Below are 14,397 nucleotides of genomic sequence, written 5' to 3'. Positions count from 1 at the left end.
CGGACCGACACTGTGAGTGACCCCCAGGAATCCGGAGTATGGCGGCGACTTCGCGCCCGCCCGTCGGCCGTCGTGGCCGCCGCCGTACTCGCGGTGCTCGCCCTCCTCGCCCTCGGCGCACCGCTGCTGTCGGCGCTGGAGGGCCAGGACCCCACCACCTACCACGACAGCCTCATCGACTCGGCGCGCGGCGGCGTACCGCTCGGCGGGTTCGGCGGGATCAGCGGCGACCACTGGCTGGGCGTCGAACCGGGCACCGGCCGCGATCTCTTCTCCCGGCTGCTCCATGGCGCCCGGGTCTCGCTGCTGGTCGCCCTCGGCGCCACCGTCGTCCAGGTGCTGATCGGCGTCACCGTCGGCCTGGCGGCCGGGTTCGGCGGACGGCTCCTCGACACCGTTCTCAGCCGCTTCACCGATGTGCTGCTGGCGCTGCCGATGCTGGTCTTCGCCGTCGCGCTGACCGCCGTCGTACCCGCCGACTTCCCGCGCCCGCTGCTGCTGGTCATCGTCATCGGACTGCTCAACTGGGGCGGTACCTCGCGGATCGTGCGGGCCCAGACGCTGAGCCTGAAACAGCTCGACCATGTCGCCGCGGCCCGGCTCGGCGGCTCACGGCCCTTCCGGGTGGCCCGGCGCGAGCTGCTGCCCGCGCTGGCCGCGCCGGTGATCACCCACGCGGCGATCCTGGTGCCCGCCAACATCGTCGTCGAGGCCTCGCTGTCCTTCCTGGGCATCGGCGTCAAACCGCCCACCTCGTCCTGGGGCCAGATGCTGTCCACCGCCACGACCTGGTTCCGTGCCGACCCGATGTACGTCCTGCTGCCCGCGGCCTGCCTGCTCGTGACCGTCCTCGCCTTCACCGCGCTGGGCGACGCGGTCCGCGGCGCCCTCGACCCGCGCGAGCGCTCCCGCCTGCGGGTCGGCACCCGCGGCGGCTCCCGCGCGCCGAGGACAGGAGCCGTCGTATGACCGGCTATGCGCTGCGCAGGCTCGGCGGTGCGCTGATCGTCCTGCTCCTGCTGTCCGTCCTCGTCTACCTGCTCTTCTACGTCGCGCCCGGCGACCCCGCGAAGCTCGCCTGCGGACCGCGCTGCGACGCCGGACAGATCCGCCAGGTGCGCGACCAACTCGGCCTGGGCGAACCGCTGTACCGGCAATACCTGCACTTCCTGCAGGGCCTCGTCGCCGGCCGCGACTACTCCACCGGCACCGGCGTACTGCACTGCCACGCCCCCTGCCTGGGCCTCTCCTACCAGAACGACCAGCCGGTCACCGCGCTGCTCGCCGCCCGGCTGCCGGTCACCGCCTCGCTCGCGCTCGGCGCGATGGTGCTGTGGCTGCTGCTCGGCGTCGGCACCGGACTGCTCTCCGCGCTGCGCCGCGGCGGCGCGACCGAGCGGGTGCTGACCGTGCTCACCCTCACCGGCACCGCCACTCCCGTCTTCATCACGGGACTGCTGCTGCTGATGGTGTTCTGCGCGTATCTCCAGTGGCTGCCGTTCCCGTCCTACGTGCCGCTGACCGAGGACCCCGAACAGTGGGCCTGGAACCTGCTGCTGCCCTGGACGGCGCTGGCCCTGCTGGAATCCGCCAAGTACGCCCGGCTGACCCGCTCCTCGACCCTGGAGACTCTGGCCGAGGATCACATCCGCACCTTTCGCGCGTACGGCGTACGCGAGCGCGCCGTCATCGGACGGCATGCGCTGCGCGGCGCGCTGCCGCCCGTCATCGCGCTCAACGCCATCGACCTGGGCACGATGTTCGGCGGCGCGATGCTCACCGAGACGCTGTTCGGGCTGCCCGGCATCGGCCGGCTGCTGGTCCAGTCCGTCCGCACCGTGGACCTGCCCGTCGTCGTCGGAGCGGTGCTCGGCATCGGCTTCGCCGTCGTCCTCGCCAACGCCGTGGCCGATGTGCTGTACGCGCTCGCCGACCGAAGGGTGGCCCTGAGATGACCGCACCGCTCGTCGAGGTCGAGGACCTCACCATCACCTTCCCGGGCGGCGACGGGGGCGCGGGCGGCGTACGCGCCGTCGACGGTCTCTCGTTCCGCCTGCCGCCCGGACGGGCGCTGGGCATCGTGGGGGAGTCGGGGTCCGGCAAATCCACCGTCGCCGCCGCCCTCCTCGACCTCCACCGGGGCACCGGCGCCCGGGTCGGCGGCACGGTCCGGGTCGACGGCCTGGACGTGCTCGCCGCCCCGGAACCGCGGCTGCGCCGGCTGCGCGGCGGCACCGCGGCGATGGTCTTCCAGGACCCGCTGTCGTCCCTGGACCCCTACTACGCCATCGGCGACCAGATCGCCGAGGTCTACCGCGTGCACCGCCCGGACGCCTCCCGCCGCGCCGCCCGCGCCCGCGCCGTCGAGGTGCTGGACCGGGTCGGCATCGCGGACGCGGCCCGCCGCGCCCGCGCCCGGCCGCACGAGTTCAGCGGCGGGATGCGTCAACGCGCCCTGATCGCGATGGCCCTGGCCTGCGCGCCGCGGCTGCTGATCGCCGACGAGCCGACCACCGCCCTGGACGTCACCGTGCAGGCGCAGATCCTCGACCTGCTGCACGACCTGCGGGCCGAGAGCGGCATGGGCCTGATCCTGGTCACCCACGACCTCGGGGTCGTCGCCGGCAGCGTGGACGAGCTGCTGGTCATGCGCGCCGGACGGGCTGTCGAGCACGGGCCGGTGGGCGAGGTCCTGAGCGCGCCCGCCGCCCCGTACACCAAGGAACTGCTGGCGGCGGTGCCACGGGTGGACGCGGCAGGGCCGGCCGCGGTCCGGGAACTGTCCGCCGTGCCGGCGCCCCGTGCCCCGGCCCGGCCGGCGGCCACACCGGACGGGGCGCCCGTGCCCGGCGAGGTGCTGCTCGAAGCCGCCGGTCTGCGGCGGGAGTTCGGTCGCCGCGGCGCCCGCACGACCGCCGTCGACGACGTCTCGCTGACCGTGCGGGCCGGGGAGAGCCTCGGCCTGGTCGGCGAGTCCGGCAGCGGCAAGACGACCGTCGGCCGGATGCTGGTGCGCCTGCTGGACCCGACGTCCGGGACGCTGCACTACCGGGGCCGCCCGATCGGCGCTCTCGGTGAGCGTGAGCTGCGGCCGGTGCGCAGCGAGTTGCAGATGGTCTTCCAGGATCCGGTGTCCTCGCTCAACCCCCGGCGCACCATCGGGGAGTCCGTCGCCGATCCACTCCGGGCCGCCGGGGTGCTCGACGACGCGGCGATCGTGCGGCGGGCCCGCGAGCTGCTGGACCGGGTCGGGCTCGACCCGGCCTGGTACCACCGCTATCCGCACGAGTTCAGCGGCGGCCAGCGCCAGCGCGTCGGCATCGCACGGGCGCTGGCCCCCTCGCCCCGGCTGCTGGTCTGCGACGAACCGGTCTCCGCGCTGGACGTCACGACCCAGGCGCAGGTCATCGAGCTGCTGGGCGAACTGCGGCGGGATCTGGGTCTCTCCCTGGTCTTCATCGCCCACGACCTGGCGGTCGTCCGGGCGGTCAGCGACCGGGTCGCGGTGATGCGGGCCGGCCGGATCGTCGAGGAGGGCCCGGTCGACCGGGTGTACGACCACCCCGCGCACCCCTACACCCGGGGCCTGCTGGCGGCCGTCCCGGTCCTCGATCCGCAGGTCGCGGCCGACCGCCGGGCACTACGCGCCGTCGCCTAGCGATGACATAGCGCGTCGAAACGCCCCAGGGGACGGAAAGTTACGAGTGTTCACCCCTTCCGGTGGTGCGATGGACAACCGTCCATCGCCCCACCGGCCCCTTTGCGTAGCTTCTTCCTGCAGGTGACGGCGAGTCCGCCGGGCCAGGGAACACCGATAGGGGAGGACGGGGGTGCACTCGTGCGCATTGGGATGCTGACCGAAGGTGGTTTCCCGTACGCGTTCGGTGAGTCACGCGCGTGGTGTGACCAGCTCGTGCGCGGACTCACCGGCCACGAATTCGACGTCTATGCCCTGAGTGCCGGCGCCCGGCAGGAGGCGCGCGGCTGGGACGCGCTCCCCGGGCAGGTGCGGCAGGTGCGCACCGCCCCGCTGTGGGGGGAGTTCCCCCCTCAGCATCTCCGGCACCCCGAGGAGCGCACGGGCCGTGCCGCCGGCCGGCGCGAACGGCGCCGCTTCACCGAGCACTTCGGAGACCTCGTCACGTCCCTCGGTGGCGGCGCACCCGCCGCGGACGCCGAGGCGGACGGGCCCGCCGGCTCTCCCGCGGCGGCCAAGGCGGACCGTTTCGCCGCCGGTCTCTACGGGCTCGCCGAACTCGCCCGCGACCACCCCGGACACGGCGGACTGCCCGCACTGCTGCGCTCCGAGGACGCCGTACGCACCCTGGAATCCGCCTGCCGCGGCCCCCGCGCGCTGCGGGCGGCGCAGGGCGCCCAGGTCCAGGACCTGCTGGCCGTCGCCGAACGGCTCGAACTCGCCCTGCGCCCCCTCTCGCTGGACTGGTACGGCGACGACCACGACCCGGGTCTGGGCGGGGTGGATCTCACCCATGCGACTTCCGGGGGCGCGGCGGCGCTCCCGGGGCTGTTGGCCAAACGCTTCTTCGGTACTCCGCTGCTGGTCACCGAGTACGGCGTACGGCTGCGCGAGCACTACCTCGCGCGCGCCGCATCCCCCCTGAGCGCACCGGTCCGCGCGCTGCTCGCCGCCTTCCAGGGCGCGCTGGCCGCCGAGGTCTACGCCCAGGCCGCGCTGATCACCCCCGGCAACACCCACGCCCGGCGCTGGCAGCAGCGGTGCGGCGCCGACCCCGCCCGGCTGCGCACGGTCTACCCGGGCATGGACGCCGCGGCCTTCGCCTCGGTCGCGGACGCCGCCGCGGACGACTCCAAGACCCTGGTACGGGTCGGCGCCGTCGAACCGGCCAAGGACATCGTCGGCCTGCTGCACGCCTTCGCCGAGATCCGCAAGGCCGAGCCGGAGGCGACCCTGAGGATCATCGGCGGCGTCGGCCGCGACCCCGAGGCGCCCGGCTATCTCGCGCACTGCCGGGCGCTCGCCGCGCAGCTCTTCCCCGACGAGGCGGCCGACGCGCGCACCGTCGGCGAGAATCCGGTCAGCTTCGAGGAGATCGGCAGCCCGGACGTGCCGACCCTGGAGGACGCGTACGCCTCCGGTGCGGTGCTGGTGCTCTCCAGCGTCGTCGAGGGCTTTCCGCGCTCCCTGGTGGAGGCGATGTTCTGCGGCCGGGCCACGGTGTCCACCGATGCCGGCGCGGTCTGCGAAGTCATCGGCGGCACCGGCCTGGTGGTCCCGCCGCGCAACCCCCGCGCCCTCGCCGAGGCCTGCACCGCGCTGCTCGGCGACCCCGAGCGCCGGGCCCGGCTGGGTGCGGCGGCCCGTGCGCGGGCCCTCGAACTCTTCACCGTCGAGCAGAACGTCGCGGCATTTCGTGGCATCTACCTGGAGCTGATCTCGCACGCGCCGGGCCACCCGGCCGGGTACGGCGCGCGGGACGCGCACGGCGTACCGCAGCCGTTCGCCCGCCCCGCCGAGTCCCACGTCCCGGGCCGGTGGGCGGCCGCCGGCGCGGCGGGCCGGCTCACGACGGCGGTCCGCACCCCCAGCTGGGCGGCGCCGGACCCGGACGAGGCGCCCGCCGACGGACCCGCCGCACACGGACCGGCCGGGCGTGCTGCCAACAGCCGTGACGAGGAGGCCCGTTGGGATGCCTGGATGCCGGTCGGTGTGGGTGGCCCCGGTGGGTTCGGCGGCTTCGGGGGAGGGGCGGGCGCGTGACGGGCGAACGGCGGGCGGGCCGGCCGGAGTGCGGCGCGGCGACCGGTGCGCGGCGAAGCGGGCGGCCGTAGCGGTGAGCGGGATGTCGATGAGGCGGGTGTGGTGAGCGTGAGGGAGGCGGCGGTGACAGGCGTGCTGGACGTGATGTGTGCGATGGGCGTGGTCGGCGTGGCGATGGTGACGGGCATGGCGGATGTGGCACACGGCAACCGACCCGGGCGATCCGGCCGTCCCGGCCCGCTGCGCCGTGGCCGCGTCGCCCTCCCCGGCAGCCCGGCATACGCCGAGCCGCAGCGCGCTCCGGAGGCCCCCGGCCTGCTGCCGCGCCGCCACGCCGCGCTCTCCCGCGCCGCCCACGGAATCTGTGTGCAGGCCGCAGGGAGAGGAGACCGCGCATGACGGCGCCCGAGACGGAGCGCAGGGCGCCCGCGGGCGAGACCCCCGCGGACCGGCGGACTCCCGCAGCGCGCCGGGGCCCGGCCGACCCCGTGCGGTCGTTGATGCACCGTCACCACGAGCTGTGCGCACGGGCGGTCGACGCGCTGGAGATCGCGGCCGGCCTGGAGGCGCACGGCGTCACGGACCGTACGGCCGCCCGGTTCCGGCACCGTGACGTCTTCTCGCTGGCCGAGGAGCTGTACGCGCGAGTGCCGCGCGCCGAGGCGGAGGCCGCGGCCGCCCCCGGGCCCGAGCCCGCCCGGAGGCAGCGCGGCGTGCGCGCCGCGCTGCACCTGCTGCCCGGCGCGGTCTGCGCCGCCACCCTCGCCGCCCTCTCCTCGGCGGACGCCTCAAGTCCCTTCGTGCGCCCGGCCTTTGGGGCCACCGGACTGGTGCTGACGGTGCTCGCGCTGCGGCTGGCCCTGCGGTCCGGGCCGCTGCGCGTACGCCACCGGGGGAGCGGGACCAGGGCCGCCGGCCTGTGGACCTGCTGGCTGACGGGCTATGCCGTCCTCGGCGACTGGCTGCTGGCGCAGGTGCTGGCCGGCGGGCCCGACCTGCCGTCCGCGCACCCCAGGGCGGCCCTGGCGACGGCCGTGGCGCTGGCCTTCGCCGTCGCCCCGGCGGCCTGGTGCGCCCGCTGGTTCGCGGTGCGCGGGCGGCGCTGCCTGGCCGGCAGCCGCGGGCTGGGCGAACTCGCCGCCCGGATGCGGCCGTTGCCGGTCGCCGTCACCCTGCTCTTCCTGGGCGCCCTGCTGGTGCTGCTGTCCGGCGCGGAGCTGGGCCTCGGGGGTGGTGGCGCGACGGTGATGACCGCGGCGGCGGCGCTGGGCGTCCTGCTCTTCCTCGCCCGGCTCCTCACCGTGCACGGCTTCGGCGGGGCGGCGGCCGGCGGCCTGGCCGCGGCCGCCGCGCTGGAGGCGCTCGCCCTGGCACTCGTGCTGATCGCCCGGCTCCCCGGCCTGACCGTGCTCGACGCCCCGGTGGAGGCACTGACCACCGCCGCCGGACCGGCCGCGGTCCCCGCCGTGGCCTGCGCGGCAGCCGCCCTCGCGCTGCTGTTCCACGGCCTGCGCGCGCTGACCGGCGCCAGCGCGCACTCGCCCGCCTCCTCCGCGACGGCGGAGGCGGGGCGGCCATGAACCTCCGGATAGCGAACGCTCGCCCCCCGACCGGGCCGCCCCGCCCGAAGCCCCCGTACGGCCCGCCCCGCGCCGCCACCGGCCCGCGCCGCGCGGCACGAGGACGGCCCGACGGCCGACCGCAGCACGCACCGCCCCCGGAGAGGTGCCCCGACACCGCCGCTCCGGCCTCTTCGACGCGGCCCCCACCCCCCACGTGGCCCCCGCCTCCAGGACGGACGCCGAACCCGCGGCCGAAGCCCCCGTACTCCCTTCCACTCCCCTTAGGAGCACGACACATGAACGTCCACCCGACCACACGCCACGGGCACCGGGGGGTCACGCGATGAGGGTCCTGCTCATCGGCGCCAACGGGTACCTCGGCCGCTACGTCGCCGACCGCCTGCTCGCCGACCCCGCCGTCCAGCTCACCGTCCTCGGGCGGGGCGACGACGCCGACGTCCGCTTCGACCTGGCCACCGGCAGTCCCGGCGCGCTCACCCGCTTCCTCGACGCCGTCCACCCCGGTGTCGTCGTCAACTGCGCCGGCGCCACCCGGGGCGGCGCCCGCGATCTGACCCGGCACAACACCGTCGCGGTCGCCACCATCTGCGAGTCGCTGCGCCGCAGCGGCTGCGGCGCCCGGCTGGTCCACCTGGGCTGCGCGTCCGAGTACGGGCCCTCGCAGCCGGGCTCCTCGACGGCCGAGGACGCGGTGCCGCGACCCGGCGGGCCGTACGGCGTGAGCAAGCTGGCCGCGACCGAGCTGGTCCTCGGCTCCGGGCTCGACGCCGTCGTGCTGCGGGTCTTCTCGCCGGTCGGCCCCGGCACCCCGGCGGGATCGCCCCTGGGCCGGCTCGCCGAGGCGATGCGCCGCGCGATGCAGGCAGGCGACAGCGAACTCAAGCTCGGCGGGCTCGGGGTGCAGCGCGACTTCGTCGACGTACGCGATGTCGCGCGGGCCGTGCACGCCGCCTCGCTGTCCGCCGCCCAAGGCGTCGTCAACATCGGGACCGGCCGCGCCGTACGGCTGCGCGAGGCCGCTTCCGTGCTCGCCCGGGTCGCCGGATTCGGCGGCTCGCTGCACGAACTCGACTCCCCGCCCGCGCGGCTGGTCATCCCCGGCCCGTCCGGTGAACACCCGGGCCTCGGCTCACCGCCCGCCACCTATCCCTACCCGGACGGCTGCGGCACCTGGCAGCAGGCGGACGTGCGCACCGCACGCGACCGGCTCGGCTGGCGGCCGCGGATCGGCCTGGAGGAGTCCCTCGCCGACATCTGGATGGAGGCCGCGTGTCGTATCTGACCACCCCGACGGACACCACCCGTGCCCCGACCGGCGCCGGGCCGCTCGGCGTCGGTGTGCCGGGCTTCGCCCATCCGCTGCTCGCGCCCACCGAATGGGCCGAGCTGCTCCGCTGCTCCCGGGGGTTCGTGCTGCCGCCGGAGGGCCGACGGGCCGGCACCGGGCACGGCTACGTCCCGGTCGCGCCGGTGCACTGGGCGGTGCTCAATGTGTCCAACGGGCCCGGTGCCCGGCCGGACCCGCACTGCATGCCCGCGGCGGCCCGGATCCGTGAGACGGGTGTCCGCCTGCTGGGACACCTGGACATGGCGCAGGGCGCCCGCCCCTTCGGGGAGCTGGTGTCCGACGCGCACCGCTATCTGGAGTGGTACAAGGTCGACGGCTTCTGGCTGGACCGCTGTCCCACGGACCGGACGCTGCTGCCCGAGACCCGGCGGGTCGCCACCACCCTGCGGACCCTGCGCGAGGACGCCTACCTCGTCTTCGGGCACGGCGCGCACCCCTTCCCCGGCTACGCCGAGTCCGCCGACCAGCTCGTCACCTTCGCCGGTGCCTGGGCCGACTACCGCTGGTCACAGGTGGCCGAGTGGACCGCCGATTACCCACCGGAGCGGTTCTGCCACCTCGTGCACGGCGTCCCGCGGATGCATCTGGACGAGGCGCTGCGGATCGCCCGCTGGCAGGGAGCGGGCACCGTCTACTTCACGGACCGCCGGGCCGCCGGTCCGGCAGGTGCGGCCGGAGACGCCTGGGAGACACTGCCCGGCTACTGGGACGAATTCGTCTCGCGCATCGGACCAGGTGTCTCGGAATGAAGAGGGGCGTGGCAGTGTTACGGAAGAACAATCTCCCCCACTCAGGGCTGCGCCCGAGCGGGGGTTGCCCAGAGATGGACCAACCCTTTGTTGAGGTCTTCCGTGTCGCTGCCACCCCTGGTCGAGCCAGCTGCTGAGCTCACCGTTGACGAGGTCCGCAGGTACTCCCGCCACCTGATCATCCCCGACGTGGGGATGGAAGGGCAGAAGCGGCTGAAGAACGCCAAGGTGCTGTGTGTCGGCGCCGGCGGTCTCGGCTCGCCCGCACTGATGTATCTGGCCGCGGCCGGCGTCGGCACCCTGGGCATCGTGGAGTTCGACGAGGTCGACGAGTCGAATCTGCAGCGCCAGATCATCCACAGCCAGGCCGACATCGGCCGTTCCAAGGCCGCGTCCGCCAAGGACTCGGTCCTGGGCATCAACCCGTACGTCGACGTCAAGCTCCATGAGGAGCGCCTCGACTCCACGAACGTCATGGAGATCTTCGGCGAGTACGACCTGATCGTGGACGGCACGGACAACTTCGCCACCCGCTATCTGGTCAACGACGCCTGCGTGCTGCTCAACAAGCCGTACGTCTGGGGTTCGATCTACCGCTTCGACGGCCAGGCGTCGGTGTTCTGGAGCGAGCACGGCCCCTGCTACCGCTGCCTGTACCCGGAGCCCCCGCCCCCCGGCATGGTCCCCTCCTGCGCCGAGGGCGGCGTGCTGGGCGTGCTCTGCGCGTCCATCGGCTCCATCCAGGTCAACGAAGCGATCAAGCTGCTGGCCGGTATCGGTGACCCGCTGGTCGGCCGCCTGATGATCTACGACGCGCTGGAGATGACCTACCGCCAGGTCAAGGTCCGCAAGGACCCCGACTGCGCGGTCTGCAGCGAGAACCCGACCGTCACCGAGCTCATCGACTACGAAGCCTTCTGCGGCGTCGTGTCGGAGGAGGCCCAGGAGGCCGCGGCCGGTTCGACGATCACTCCCAAGCAGCTCAAGGAGTGGATCGACGGCGACGAGAAGATCGAGATCATCGACGTCCGCGAGCCGAACGAATTCGAGATCGTCTCGATCCCGGGCGCCAAGCTGATCCCCAAGAACGAGTTCCTGATGGGCACCGCCCTGCAGAACCTCCCGCAGGACAAGAAGATCGTCCTGCACTGCAAGACGGGCGTCCGCTCCGCCGAGGTCCTCGCCGTACTGAAGTCCGCCGGCTTCGCCGACGCGGTGCATGTCGGCGGCGGCGTCATCGGCTGGGTCAACACGGTCGAGCCGGAGAAGCCGATCTACTGATCCGCCCGTATCGGCGGGTTGCGGCACGGTGCCGCAACCCGCCGATCGGCGTTTTTCGGAGCGGCTCACAGGAGGGCCGGGGCGCTGCCGCGCCACAAGCGTCAGCCCTGAAGGGCCGACACCACCACGAGACACAACGCCAGGGAACCCACAGCCCCGAAACCGCCCCATGTGACGAGCCGCTGCCGATCGTTGCGCCGGCCGTACATCCGGAGGGCCAGGCACGCGTACACGGCCACCAGATTCAGGACGGTCAGCCACACTCGCGTCCCGTTGGTGACGGAGAGGTAGACGAGCACCCAGGGCGCCAGGAGCCCCAGTCCGGACAGGACATGCGCGAAGACTCGGCTTTCCCGCTGCAGCATCTCATCCGAGGGTGAGAGCGGTTCCAGATCGGGCAGTTCGGAATACACAAGCTTCCTTCCCTCATGTCTTCCCTTACGTCCGCGGCCGCACGACACGGTTGTCACCACACTCGGCGTCCGGAGCACGGCCCCGGGCGCCCCGCGCGGCCAGCGGGCGCCGCTCATGGCCGCCTACCGGGGCGTCGGTGCGGTGTGCCGGCGTGGTTCGCGCGCGGCAAGGAACTCAGATCTCGCCCTTGCGGGTCAGGTAGTTGAACGCCACCCAGCCCGGCAGCACCGGCAGCCAGAAGACCATCAGGCGGAAGAGCAGTACGGCGGGGAACGCGGTGTCGCCGGTGAGTCCGGCGAACGTCAGCGCGGCGATCAGCGCGCCCTCGACGGCACCCACACCACCCGGTGTCGGCGCGGCCGAGCCCAGCGCGTTGCCCGCGAGGAAGGCGACCGCGATGCTGGCGTAACTGATGTCGCCGCCGCCGAACGCCCGGATCGAGGCGTCCAGGCACATCACGTTCGCCGCCGTCAGCAGCAGCATGCCGCCGATGCCGGTGATCAGCTTCCGGGGGCGCTGAAGGATGTCCAGCATGCGCGGGACCACGCCCGCGAACAGGGAACGCACCCGTGTCGAGACGAACTTGCGCAGCGCCGGGACCGCCGTGACGACCAGGACGAGCACGGCGACGGTCAGCAGGCCGGCGATGACCGTACGGGACGGCGAGATCTGCGGGGCGCGTTCGGTGCCCGTCAGGTAGCCGAAGGTCAGCAACAGCAGGATGTGACTGCCCAGACCGAACAGCTGGGACGCGCCGACGCTCGCCACCGCGAGGCCCGGCCGGACCCCGGCACGTTGCAGGAAGCGGGTGTTCAGGGCCACGCCGCCGATCGCGGCGGGCGCCACCAGCTTCACGAAGTTGCCCGCGATCTGCGCGATGACCGTCCGGACGAACGACACCTTCTCCGTGACGAACCCGAGCAGGCTCATCGCCGCGGCGATGTACGTGAACGCCGAGAAGAACATCGCGACCAGCACCCACACCCACTGGGCCTCGCTGACCACGTCGCCGAGGTTGAAGTTGGTCAGCTGCGAGAGCAGCAGATAGACCGCGAACGCGCCGGCGATCCAGCTGATCAGGATGCGCGGACTCAGCCGCTCCAGACGGGCCGGTTCGATCACCGCGGTCGGGCGGACCAGCAGCACCTGCTGGCGGATCTGGGCGAGCAGATCCTCCTCGCGGGCGCCCTCCGACGCCTCGTCCAGGGCCCGCTTCTCGGCGCTCTTCTCCGCGTTCTTCTCGGCCCGCAGCGTCTTGCGGTCCTTGTGCCCGGCCGCGGCCCGCGCCTCCCGGGCCTCCTTCGCGGCCTCCGAGGCCGCCAGCACCGCCTCGCGCTCCCGCTTGGAGCGCTCCCGGGCCAGGTGGCGCAGCGTCGCCCGGGTCGTCCGGCTGAGCGCGATCGGCTGGAGCAGCGGAAGGCTGTCGGCGACCGCGTCCGGGCCGAGGACCTCCACGGCCGCGGCCACCGCGCGCTCGGCGCCGACCCGTAGTCCGCAGGTCGTCAGCAGCTGGGCGATGTCCATCCGCAGCACGAGGTCGCCGGCCGCGATCTCACCGCCGCGCAGCTCGGTCAGCACGATGTTGCCGGAACGATCCACCAGAAGGGCGTCACCGACCAGCCGGCGGTGGGCGATCCGCCGCGACTGCAAGGCCTCGACCTGCCGCCAGGCGCTGTGCATCAGCGCGTCGGTGATCTCCTCGTCGGCCAGTGAGTCCAGGGTGCGGCCGCCGATGTGCTCGTACACGAGCATCACCGCGTCCGGGCCGAGCTCGGAGGTGGCGATCAGCTTGGGGGCGTTCGCGCCGGCCGCGATGGCGGCGTAGGCCAGCAGCGCCTCCTGCTCCAGGGCCTGGCGCAGCGACTGCAGGCTGCGGCGCTGGTTGATACCGCGCAGCGAGAGGCGGCGCCAGACGCGGTAGAAGAAGCCCTGGGCCTGCTGCTCGCGGTCCACGACGGTGACGTCGATCGGCGGGCCGTCCTCCAGGGTGACGATGTAGCGGCGGCCGCGGTCGGCCTGCTCGGGGTGGTCCGGGTTGGTGGAGTCCTCGGCGCGCATCGCGCTGACCGGATGGAAGCCGACCCGGCGCAGCCCCGCGAGGAGGTTCTGCCCGGTGGGGCGGACATTGGGCGAGCCGACGGCGTAGAGGGTGCCGAAGGCGACGGTCCAGCCGATCAGCACGGTCGTGACGATCGCGAAGGGAGTGGTGTAGCGCCCGACGAGCACCGCGAAGGCGTCCAGCAGCAGCACGCACCACATCGCGACCCGCCAGCGGGGCCGCCGGGACATCCCGACCGCCGTCATATAGGCGATGACGGGCGCCAGATAGCTGTGCACCGGGGCGGTGAGGCCGCCGTTCTCCAGCGGGTTGGTGAGCGCGTCGCGGATGGATCCGGGGGCGGCCTCGGCGACCCACAGGTCGGTCGCGAGCGAGACGCCGTGCGCGAGCACCGCGGCGAGCACACCGTCCGCGATCCGCAGGCCGTCCCGCTTGATCAGCCGCTCGACGGCGAACGCCACCGGGACGATCAGCACCGCCACGCTGGAGGTCAGGCCGGTCAGGTTGATCAGCAGCCGGGGCGCCGCGTCGGCGCCGTTGCCGATGTCGTTCTCCAGGCCCTGGGTGGTGCCGTGCGCGAAGGTGGCCAGCCCGAGAACGAGCGCGATGCCCGCGATGCCGAGGAGCAGCCGCAGCAGGTCGGAGGGGCGGTGCACCCGGGCGGGCAGCAGCGGCTCGTCGCCGGAGACCCGGTCGACGTGGAACTCGCCGCACGCGTCGGCCGTCAGGTCGGCGCGGTGCGAGCCCGTACGGGGCGTGCCGCGCTCCGCGCCGTCCGGGGGCGTGCTGTCCTGGCGCGCGTCCCCCGGGCGCGCGGCCTGCTGCTCGTCCCCCTGCTGGGTGTCCTCCTCGTGCGGTCCCTTCTCCTGCCGCTCGGGTGGCTCGGGCTCCGTGGGCCCATCCGGCCTCTCGGACGCCTCAGGTCGTTCGGCCTTCTCGATCGTGCTCGCCTTTTCGGTAGCGGAAGCCGTGGAGGGCTTCCGTTGGTGCTTCCCCTGTTCCGCCTCCTGCCGGTCCGGCCGCGTGGTCCGCGCGGGTGGTTCCGGGTCGGCGTCGGTGGCGTCGGCGGTCAGCGCGTCAGGGGCGCCCGCCTCCCCTGGAGGCACCGCACCCTGCTGCTCAGCCGTCTCTTCTTTGTCTCGTATCACCAGTCACCGTCCGGAAGATGGTGGCACGGCCGAGCGGCGGTGGGGGGCATCAGGGGGGCATTTCGGGGGCGCGGG

The 14,397-nt window shown here is 73.8% G+C and carries 11 protein-coding genes; 9 read left to right on the top strand and 2 right to left on the bottom strand.

Features of this window, described 5'->3' with window-relative positions:
• Positions 1 to 12: 12 nt before the first annotated feature.
• The 9 genes from ACIRQ7_RS02680 (at position 13) to moeZ (ending at position 10,701) form a co-directional block, all read left to right on the top strand.
• Positions 13 to 969, top strand: coding sequence for an ABC transporter permease (locus ACIRQ7_RS02680; protein WP_404259296.1), 957 nt, complete (start codon positions 13 to 15; stop codon positions 967 to 969).
• Complete coding sequence (locus ACIRQ7_RS02675; protein ID WP_404259294.1) at positions 966 to 1,955, top strand: ABC transporter permease; 990 nt, start codon at positions 966 to 968, stop codon at positions 1,953 to 1,955. The genes ACIRQ7_RS02680 and ACIRQ7_RS02675 overlap by 4 nt, the downstream gene beginning before the upstream one ends.
• Positions 1,952 to 3,658, top strand: a complete 1,707-nt coding sequence (locus ACIRQ7_RS02670; protein WP_404259293.1) for a dipeptide ABC transporter ATP-binding protein — start codon at positions 1,952 to 1,954, stop codon at positions 3,656 to 3,658. Before ACIRQ7_RS02675 ends, ACIRQ7_RS02670 begins: the two co-directional genes overlap by 4 nt.
• A gap of 180 nt (positions 3,659 to 3,838) precedes the next feature.
• Positions 3,839 to 5,740, top strand: coding sequence for a DUF3492 domain-containing protein (locus ACIRQ7_RS02665; protein WP_404259291.1), 1,902 nt, complete (start codon positions 3,839 to 3,841; stop codon positions 5,738 to 5,740).
• A 123-nt stretch (positions 5,741 to 5,863) separates the two neighbouring features.
• Positions 5,864 to 6,139, top strand: a complete 276-nt coding sequence (locus tag ACIRQ7_RS02660) for a hypothetical protein (protein WP_404259290.1) — start codon at positions 5,864 to 5,866, stop codon at positions 6,137 to 6,139.
• Entirely contained in the window at positions 6,136 to 7,320 is a 1,185-nt protein-coding gene (locus ACIRQ7_RS02655) for a hypothetical protein (protein ID WP_404259288.1), read from the top strand. Before ACIRQ7_RS02660 ends, ACIRQ7_RS02655 begins: the two co-directional genes overlap by 4 nt.
• 325 nt (positions 7,321 to 7,645) lie before the next feature.
• Positions 7,646 to 8,605 (top strand): NAD-dependent epimerase/dehydratase family protein, encoded by a 960-nt coding sequence (locus tag ACIRQ7_RS02650; protein WP_404259286.1) that lies wholly within the window; start codon positions 7,646 to 7,648, stop codon positions 8,603 to 8,605.
• Entirely contained in the window at positions 8,593 to 9,420 is an 828-nt protein-coding gene (locus ACIRQ7_RS02645; RefSeq protein ID WP_404259285.1) for a spherulation-specific family 4 protein, read from the top strand. The genes ACIRQ7_RS02650 and ACIRQ7_RS02645 overlap by 13 nt, the downstream gene beginning before the upstream one ends.
• Positions 9,421 to 9,522: 102 nt before the next feature.
• On the top strand, positions 9,523 to 10,701 hold the full coding sequence (gene moeZ / locus ACIRQ7_RS02640; protein WP_401462748.1) for an adenylyltransferase/sulfurtransferase MoeZ: 1,179 nt from the start codon (positions 9,523 to 9,525) through the stop codon (positions 10,699 to 10,701).
• 101 nt (positions 10,702 to 10,802) lie between these two features.
• Here moeZ and ACIRQ7_RS02635 read toward each other — a convergent pair whose 3' ends face one another.
• Entirely contained in the window at positions 10,803 to 11,066 is a 264-nt protein-coding gene (locus ACIRQ7_RS02635) for a hypothetical protein (RefSeq protein ID WP_404259284.1), read from the bottom strand.
• 223 nt (positions 11,067 to 11,289) lie between these two features.
• Positions 11,290 to 14,322 (bottom strand): flippase-like domain-containing protein, encoded by a 3,033-nt coding sequence (locus tag ACIRQ7_RS02630; RefSeq protein WP_404259283.1) that lies wholly within the window; start codon positions 14,320 to 14,322, stop codon positions 11,290 to 11,292.
• Positions 14,323 to 14,397 lie beyond the last annotated feature (75 nt).

Source organism: Streptomyces sp. NPDC101393, assembly GCF_044767385.1.
Taxonomy (GTDB): Bacteria; Actinomycetota; Actinomycetes; order Streptomycetales; family Streptomycetaceae; genus Streptomyces.
This window is presented reverse-complemented; position numbering and strand designations above follow the sequence as displayed.